At 54.6% G+C, this 8,785-nt stretch carries 7 protein-coding genes; 5 read left to right on the top strand and 2 right to left on the bottom strand.

What is annotated here, in order from left to right; all coding sequences use genetic code 11:
• Nucleotides 1-68 precede the first annotated feature (68 nt).
• From VF639_RS05525 to VF639_RS05505, 5 genes are all read left to right on the top strand, one after another.
• Nucleotides 69-2,363: a GH92 family glycosyl hydrolase gene (locus tag VF639_RS05525; protein ID WP_331144888.1), complete on the top strand. Its 2,295-nt coding sequence runs from the start codon at nt 69-71 to the stop codon at nt 2,361-2,363.
• A 53-nt stretch (nt 2,364-2,416) separates the two neighbouring features.
• Nucleotides 2,417-2,794 carry a hypothetical protein gene (locus tag VF639_RS05520; RefSeq protein ID WP_331144882.1) on the top strand — a complete coding sequence of 126 codons (378 nt, stop codon included), beginning with the start codon at nt 2,417-2,419 and terminating at the stop codon, nt 2,792-2,794.
• Between the two features lie 13 nt (nt 2,795-2,807).
• On the top strand, nt 2,808-3,410 hold the full coding sequence (locus tag VF639_RS05515; RefSeq protein WP_331144881.1) for a hypothetical protein: 603 nt from the start codon (nt 2,808-2,810) through the stop codon (nt 3,408-3,410).
• A gap of 206 nt (nt 3,411-3,616) precedes the next feature.
• Complete coding sequence (locus tag VF639_RS05510) at nt 3,617-4,213, top strand: SMI1/KNR4 family protein (RefSeq protein WP_331144880.1); 597 nt, start codon at nt 3,617-3,619, stop codon at nt 4,211-4,213.
• A 219-nt stretch (nt 4,214-4,432) separates the two neighbouring features.
• The gene (locus VF639_RS05505) at nt 4,433-4,966 is read left to right on the top strand and encodes a GNAT family N-acetyltransferase (protein WP_331144879.1); all 534 of its coding nucleotides are present in this window, start codon (nt 4,433-4,435) and stop codon (nt 4,964-4,966) included.
• Here the strand turns inward: VF639_RS05505 and VF639_RS05500 are convergent.
• Entirely contained in the window at nt 4,963-5,997 is a 1,035-nt protein-coding gene (locus tag VF639_RS05500) for a virulence RhuM family protein/type II toxin-antitoxin system death-on-curing family toxin (RefSeq protein ID WP_331144878.1), read from the bottom strand. The two genes, VF639_RS05505 and VF639_RS05500, sit on opposite strands and share 4 nt — an antisense overlap.
• A 319-nt stretch (nt 5,998-6,316) precedes the next feature.
• The gene (locus VF639_RS05495; RefSeq protein ID WP_331144877.1) at nt 6,317-8,785 is read right to left on the bottom strand and encodes a TonB-dependent receptor domain-containing protein; all 2,469 of its coding nucleotides are present in this window, start codon (nt 8,783-8,785) and stop codon (nt 6,317-6,319) included.

The following is an 8,785-nucleotide window of genomic DNA, read 5'->3' as shown; positions in this document are numbered from 1 at the left end:
GAGTCCAAGGTACTCCGTTCCCGAAACCGCTATATTACCTTGCCAGCTTCCACGCCACTCTGAAGCTGATGAAACTACTGCCGCTTGCCGCGCTGTTCCTCGCGGCCCTGCCGTCCTTCGCCCAAAAAGTGAAGCCCGCCGAAAACCTCGTGCAATACGCCCACCCCATTGTCGGGACGGCGAAGATGGGGCACACGTTTCCGGGCGCGACGGTGCCGTTTGGCATGGTGCAGCTCTCGCCCGATACCGACACGCTCAGCTACGAGCAAGACGGCAAGTACAACCCCGACGTGTATAAGTATTGCGCCGGCTACCAGTACCAGGACAAAACCATTGTTGGCTTCAGCCACACCCATTTCAGCGGCACCGGCCACTCCGACCTCGGCGACTTCCTGCTTATGCCCACCACCGGCCCGTTGCAGCTCAACCCCGGCACGGCCACGCAGCCCCAAAGCGGCTACCGCTCCGCCTACTCTCACGCCAGCGAAGTGGCCGAGCCCGGCTACTACCGCGTCCGCCTCGACGACCATAACATCCTGGCCGAGCTGACTGCCACCAACCGGGTGGGGATGCACCAGTACACCTTCCCGCAGTCCGACCAGGCCCACCTGATTCTGGACTTGATGGCCGGCATCTATAACTACCCCGACAAAAACGTCTGGACCTTTGTGCGGGTCGAAAACGACACGCTCGTGACCGGCTACCGCCAAACCAATGGGTGGGCTCGTACCCGCACCGTGTACTTCGCCATGGCCTTCTCGAAGCCCTTCACCGATTACGGCAGCCGCAACTACGGCAAGAAACAAGCGTACCGGGGCTTTTGGGGCAAATTCGACCAAACCAAAAGCTTCCCCGACCTGGCCGGTGAGCAACTGCGGATGTACTTCAACTTCAAGACCACGGCCGGGGAGAAGCTGAAGGTGAAATTTGCCCTCTCGCCCGTGAGCACCGTCGGGGCCCTGCAAAACCTGCGCACCGAAGCCCCCGGTTGGGACTTCAACCAAGTGAAAACGCAGGCGCAGCAACTGTGGCAGCAGGAGCTAAGCAAGGTGGTAGTGGAGTCGCCAAAGAAGGTGGACAAGGAGAACTTCTATACGGCCATGTACCACGCGTTCCTGAGCCCGACCACCTACATGGACACCGACGGGCAGTACCGCGGCCTCGACCAGAACACCCACCAGGCGCAAGGTTTCACCAACTACACCACCTTTTCGCTGTGGGACACCTACCGGGCCCTGCACCCGCTCTTCAACCTGCTCCAGCCCAAGCGCAACGCCGATATGGTGCAGTCCATGCTGGCCCACTTCAACCAGAGCGTGGAGCACATGCTGCCCGTGTGGAGCCACTACGCCAACGAAAACTGGTGCATGATCGGCTACCACTCGGTGCCCGTGGTGGCCGACGCCGTGCTGAAAGGCAACGCCCCCTTCGACGCCAACAAGGCCCTCGATGCCTGCGTCACCACCGCCCGTACCCAGCGCTACGACGGCATCGGCGAGTACATGCAGCTCGGCTACGTGCCGGAAGACAAAAGCGGCTCGTCGGTGTCGAAAACCCTGGAGTACGCCTACGACGACTGGTGCATCGCGCAGATGGCCCAGAAACTAGGCCGGCAGGACATCTATCAGGAGTTCAGCAAGCGCGCCCAGAACTGGCGTAACGTCTACGACCCACGCATTGGCTTCATGCGCCCCAAGCTCGCCGATGGTACGTTCCGCAAGGAATTCGATGTGCTGAGCACCCACAACCAGGGCTTCATCGAAGGCAACGCCTGGAACTACAGCCTCTACGTGCCCCACGACCCCGCCGCTCTTATCACAATCATGGGCGGTGAAAAACGCTTTATAGAGCACTTGGACTCGTTGTTCACGATGCACCTGCCCGATAAGTTTTTCGCCGAAACCGAGGATATCACCCGCGAAGGCATCATCGGCAACTACGTGCACGGCAACGAGCCCGCCCACCACGCCGCCTACCTCTACAACTGGACCAACCAGCCCTACAAAACGCAAGCCCGCGTCCGCATGATCCTGCCCAAGATGTACCGCCCCACTCCCGACGGCCTCGGCGGCAACGACGACTGCGGCCAAATGAGCGCCTGGTATATCTTCTCGGCCCTCGGCTTCTACCCCGTCGCCCCCGGCTCCCCCGATTATGCCCTCGGCAGCCCCGCCCTCCACGGCGCCACCCTGCGCCTGGAAAACGGCAAAACCTTCCGCATCACAACCAAAAACCAAAGCGACAAAAACGTTTACGTCCAGGAAGCCCGCCTCAATGGTAAGTTGCTAACGCGGCCGTTTCTAGCGCATCAGGATATTATGAACGGCGGAGAATTAGTGTTTATGATGAGCGGAAAGCCGTGAGGTTTATGCAATACTGCTTGAAAAAGGCCGTTGTGAGTTGTTAGAAAATGCACATGAAAAAGATTCTGCTACTTATACTATTGGTTGCCCTCATTGATGTAAGTGCTAGATATAACCTGGTGAAACTTGATGGAATGAGTGGTGAAATATGGAATGTATTTTTAACTGAAGATACAGAGTACTCTGCTGGTTATTCGCACTTTGCCTTTGCTAAGGTGACAGTCGGAATGAGCCGGAAAGAAGTAGAGAACATGCTCGGTAAGCCGTTAGTAGTATGGAAGCCATATAAGTATTCGAATTATAGAAGTAAAAAGCACTTTATTGGATATGAATACAGTCGAAGTCCAACTTCAACTCATTATAGGCTACGGCAAGTATATTTCGACAGAGATAAAGTCGTTGATGTAATTAATTACTTTTACATCGATTGAATATGTTTAGAAGATGGAAAATATAATAATCAATAAAGGATTTGTTATTCGCGGGTATTATGTTCCTCCATTTAACTTGGTACCGGGAAAGTTAATTCGTATTTATATCCCTAATTTTTCTCTTTTAGGAGAGACGTTAGGCTATGACTTGGCTTTAGAAATAATTCGTTTATTTTCAAAGAGCCAAGAATGGGAAGGAATTAAAATTTTATTGCCTATTCCCTACGCAAAAAATTATAATCAAAATTTTTGGGAAAGAAATATAATTCATCAAACAGCCGGTAGATATTTAGTTAAGAAGTTTGGGGCTACATACAATCAAGTAAATGACATACTAGATAAATTCGAAGTAAGGACAAATGAATGCTTGAGCCGAATGAAATTCAGTGACAGAAAGCTCTTGACAATAGAGGGGTTATTCATTAGAAATAGATTATTAACTTTTGATTATTATGGAGTAAGCCCCGTCGGCGTAGATAAAATAAATTATGTTATAAAGCAGGCACTAGATAAAGGAAAATGCGCAATAGGACTTGACAACTTACAATTTATAGAAGAGGTAGAACCTTATGATAATATTGAAAGAATAATAGTGTCTCAATTGATGCGAGTTTAGCGTAGCATAATTTGTGGCCAGCTTGTGGTGTGGGGCTTGTAGCTCCACTGTTGCCCTAACAGTGAGACGAGATTGTGCCGTCCTAGCGGGTGAGTTGAAAATCTCGCGTTATGTGCGCCAGACGAAAGCTTCATTGGTACCCTGCTAAGCGCCTAGCTAGAGTGCACCTCATAGATTATCGATATAAATTAAATTGCTCTCGAAACATGGAAGTCAATACGATTAAGGATGTAATTATCCCGCAGAAGGCAATTGGAGCAGACATAGGTTGGGAACAGGAAATAGCTCCCATAATCGAGGGCTACGCGTATCATATTGACGAAGAACCAGCTGCTCCGGCTTCACCCAAGGAAATCAGTGCCTGTGAGAAGCGGCTGAATACAACCCTACCCGAAGACTTAAAACTCTTTTATCTGCGCTTTGGGCCAGCCAAGCTAGGTGAAATACTATGCCCGCTAGAGGAATTTGTAGGCTGGTCGGCGGAAAGCATGGAAAGCTACACCGCCGAGGAACAGGAGGTACTAAAGAACATGGTTGTGTTCGGTGAATACTTAGGCAATGGCAATGTGTGGTGCTTTCACAAACAAACGAAAGCCATCTACTATTTCGACCATGACACCCGGCCCACTATCAATGGCATGTTCTCTAGCTTTTATGAGTACCTCCGTGCCTTGCTCATTTTCACCCAAGGAGAGATGGGCAGCCATATTGAGGGTCTGGAAGATGATTGTGAGGCTATTGTTGCGTCTTTGGTAGGGCAGGAGCGGGTGCGTAAATGGCGATACTTCGGCGGTTGGGGATAATATCTTTCTTACGGGGTCCAACTGGTTCAAGTATAGCGTAACTAGTGACCAGATAAGGCGAAGGTTGTACTGCTGCCGCTCTAACGGCAAGGCAGTGCCGCACTGTTCTACCGGGCGAGTTGAAAACTCGTGTCATTTGTAGGCACGAGTTACGCTGCGCTGAACTCGCGCTAGACGAAATTGCAATTTATAAAACGGTTACGCTTCGACAAGCCCCGCATGACACTGCCAACTATCGAAACGCCCCGCCTGCTCCTGCGCCCAATCGAGCTGATCGATGCGCCCAGTATTCTGGCGCTGGATTCCGACCCGGATGTGTTGCGCTACGTGCCGAATGCGCCTCTGAGCACCTTGGCCGAGGCGACGGCCATTGTCGAGTACATCCGGGCGCAGTACCAGCGCAATGGTATCGGGCGGTGGGTGGTGGAGCGTAAGGAAGACGGCGCGTTTATCGGCTGGTGCGGCCTGAAGCTGGTCAACGAAACCGAATGCAACGGGCGCACAAACTACTACGACCTTGGCTACCGGCTGCTGACCCGGTATTGGGGCTGCGGCTATGCTTCGGAAGCAGCCGAAGCAAGCTTGCGCTACGGGTTCGAGGTGCTGCAACTGCCCGTTATCAATGCTACCGTGATGCGCGAGAACCGGCCTTCGTGCCGTATTCTGCAAAAGCTTGGGCTGGCGAAAACCGCCGAGTTTGTCGAGGCCGATGAGGCGGTTTGGTACTGGTACGAGCGGGCCAACCCGCTTTAGTTGTCTTGGTTGATCAGGTTCACCACCAAGGTTACCATGGTGTCCTTGTCTTCGGGCTTGCTCTCAGCAATGAGCAGGGTGAGAGCTACCAGGGCGTTATCGGCGAGGCGGCGGGAACCGTCGGGTTTGTAGAGGCAGTGGTTTCGGTCGAGGAACCACACGAACAGGAAAGCCGCAATGCGCTTATTGCCGTCGGAGAAGGAGTGATTCTTCACTACGAAGTAGAGCAGGTTGGCGGCTTTTTCCTCTACGCTTGGGTACAGGTCTTCGCCGCCGAAGCTCTGGTAAATGGTGCGTACAGAGCTTTGGAACGAAGCGTCTTTCTCCCGGCCAAACAAGACGCTGCCGCCGAACTGCTTGCGCAGGCCTTCCACCGCTTCCAAACCAGCTTCGTAGGTTAGCACAAAAGGCTCATCGGTAGCAGTGGCGCGCACACGCAGGCGCTGGTGGTCGTATTGGTCGAGCACGTCGAGGGCGCGGGCATAATCGCCGAGCACCCGCAGCAGCGCGTCGGATTGGTCGGAGGTCAGTTCCTGGCTGGCGGCTACTTCGCTTTGTAGCTGCACCAGGCGCTTAAGGTCAGCCAATTGGCGGGCGCTTTCCCGGAGGCGCAACTCATTCAGCGCATAGCCCTGCACCAGATACTGCCGCAGCACCTGCGTCGCCCACTTGCGAAATTGAGTTCCTTTAATGGAATTGACGCGGTAACCAACCGAGATGATGGCATCGAGGTTGTAATAGCTGACAGGGCGGCCACCTTCAGTTTTATGCACTTTATGCATAAAACCTCTTTCAGCTTTGCCAACTGCTTGTACAGAAGTAATGTGCATTTTTTGCACACTGGTTTCTTCGTCTAGCTCGCCGCTGGTAAATACATTTTTCAAGTGGCGACTGATGACGCCCTGGTCGCGGCCAAACAACTCGGCCATCTGCGCCTGCGTCAGCCAGACGGTTTCGTTTTGCAGCTGCACCTGTAGCTGCGTGTTGCCATCGGGTGACTGGTAGAGGAGGATGTCGTTGGTGGAAGACATGAGTTGCCGAACAAAAATGGTCGGACAAGATAATCGCAATTGGTAAAAACTCAACCGTAGGGCTTACTATTTGTGTACTGAAGAGCAGCTTGCCTTATCAACTCTTCAAACCTAAAAAACCTCTAAAAGCCAAGCTGTGGGCAGTTAAGATTCTCTGTTGAATTACGCTCGTCATGCAGAGCGCAGCGAAGCATCTCGCGTGCTGAGGTTACCGTAACCACCTATCGTCAGCACGCAAGATGCTTCGCTGCGTTCTGTATGACGTTCTGTTAGCTGACTAGCCACAGAGCCTAGCCGCCTATCAACAGAACCCCGTTACTTATTGGGCCCGGCGTTTCTCGTCTTCGGCTCCGCTGCGCCGGCTGGTGGACGCAGTGTTGTCGTTGCCTAGCTTCCAACTCAACGACAAGGTTACGGCGCGGGAGTCGCGGCGGAGGAAGAGGTTTTCCTGGTAGTTGTTGTAGCGCGAGGTGGCCCGTAACGGGGTGGTGTAGAAGATGTCGGTGGCGGCTAGTTTCACGTTGCCCCGTTTTCCCCACACGGCCTTCTGCACACCTACGCTTACCTGGCCAAACGGTTGGAAGATAAAGAAGCCTACCCGTTGCTTGGAGTTGTAGTTGGCGTTCAGCTCGGCGCTCCAGCCTTTGCCCATCGTGAAGGTGCTGTTGCTGCTTAAAGTAAAGGCGCCTTGGCCGCGGTTGAGCGCAGTGCCCGCCAGGCTGCCTTCATAATAGATGTAAAAGAAAACCGCGTTGTTGTAGATGTTCCACCACTTGGCTGGCGTCAGGGGGACCGTGAGGGTCAGGGCCGCGTACTGCTGACGGCTTAGGTTGACGTACTGCGACACGGTCGTGCTGTCGGTTTCGGGTTGGGCCACGTCGGTGATGGGGTCCTTGGTCAAGCTCAGGCTGAGGCCGGTGGTGAACTTCTGCTTGAAGGTGTGGTTCAGCTCCATGTTGTAGCTGGTTTCTGGCCGCAGATTGGGGTTGCCTTTGCCCGAAGTAGTGGGGTCGATAACGAAGCGGAACGGGTTGAGCTGCCGATACGAAGGCCGGTTGATGCGCCGGCTCAAGGAGGCAGACAGCTCGTGCAACTCGTTGAGCGTGTACTTCAGGCCGGCACTCGGAAATAGCTGGTAGTAGTCGCGGCGGAAGTTGTCGTCGGCTATCTGCTGCCGACCTTCCATGATGGTTTGCTCGCCGCGCAGACCGGCTTGTACGTTGAGCTTGTCGAAGGTGTGCGTCAGGTTCACGTACGCGGCCGTAATTACTTCGTCGTATTTAAAGCGGTTGGTACGGCCAAGGTCAATGGTGGTGATATCGTTGACGGTATTTTCAAATAAGACGTCGTTGTTGGAAGACACCTGACTGGCTTTGGCGCCGGCTTCGAGGTTGGTTTTGGGCGTCAGGGCCTGCGTGTAGTCGGCCTTCACCGCCTGAATAATCAGCTCCCCGGTTTGGTCGCCGGTCAGGGTAGCGGTTGGCCGGCCCGACATCTCGAAAAAGGTGGTCTGCCGCTGCAGGCGGTGGGTGTAGTAGTTGGCATAATCTACGTCGGCGGTTAGCTCCGGGGCACCGGTTTTGGCGGTGCCGAACGTGTGCTTGAAATTCAGGTTGCCCGCAATGTTGGGGTTGAAGCCTTCGGTTCGGCTGAGGGCGGTGTAATAGTCTCGGATGTCGCCCGCCGCGTTGTAGAAGGTGCTTGTATTGGTGCCTACGCCGTTAGGGTGAGGAGTGGGTACCGCAAACCCATTGAGGGCCCCGCCAAGCACCGTATTCTTCGAGATATTGAGGTCGGCACCAATTTTATAAATCAGAAAATGGTCACTGGATTCAATGCGGTTACGCTGGTCACTGGTGCCTCTCAGAACCGATGCCTCATTCAGGGAGTCGTAGAAATATCGGTACGTGTTCCGAATGCCAAAGCCTCGGCGCCGGGTGTAAGTGGCGGAGGTGAAAATGTTGAGGTTTTGGCGGCGGTGGTTGCCCGAAAAACCGGTGGTAAACTTGTTGTACTCGGTGCGCCCGTAGCTGGCATTCACGCTGCCATTGGTGCCCATGCGCTGGTCCTTTTTAAGGTTGATGGCAATGATGCCCGCCCCGCCCTGCGCGTCGTACTTCGCGGGCGGGTTGGTAATTAGTTCGATGCTTTTGAGCTGGTCGGCGGGGAGGGCGCGCAGGTAGTCGGCCAGTTCGGAGCCCGTCATGGGCTGGCGCTTGCCGTCGATGAGCACCAACAAACCCTGCCGGCCCCGCAGCGCCAGGTTGTCGTTGGCATCCACCGTTACGCCGGGGGCGCGGCTGAGTACGTCCAGGGTGGTGTTGCCGGCGGCCAGCGTCGAGCCTTCCACATTCACGACCGTGCGGTCGGGCAGGCGCTCGAACAAGGGCTTCTGGCCGACTACCTGCACTTCTTTCAGGGCCGTGGCCGCGCTCGGCTGTAGGGTGATGGTGGGCAGAGCCAAGCCACTCGCCGGCAAGGCAAACGCCTCGCCCCAATACCGGGTGAAGCCTATTTGCGTTGCCGATACCCGGTAGCGCCCGTCGGCTGGCCGCTCGAACCGAAAAGCGCCGCTGGCGTCACTGAATTCGGTTTTTACCACTGTCGAATCGGTGGCGCGGTGCAGCGTGACGGTAGCGTAATCAACGGGAGCACCCGCAGCCGAGCGCACTGTGCCAGTGATGCTGCCAGGGCTTTGCGCCTTTGCCGCTGTCCCGATTCCTATTAGTACTACCACCAAAATTCTGGCCGCAAATGAAAAGAAGCGAGTAGAGATTTTGCTATTCAA

This window comes from Hymenobacter sp. (genome assembly GCF_036387835.1).
Lineage (GTDB): Bacteria > Bacteroidota > Bacteroidia > Cytophagales > Hymenobacteraceae > Hymenobacter.
The sequence above is the reverse complement of the archived record's forward strand: the minus strand, read 5'-3'. Positions and strand labels throughout refer to the sequence as shown.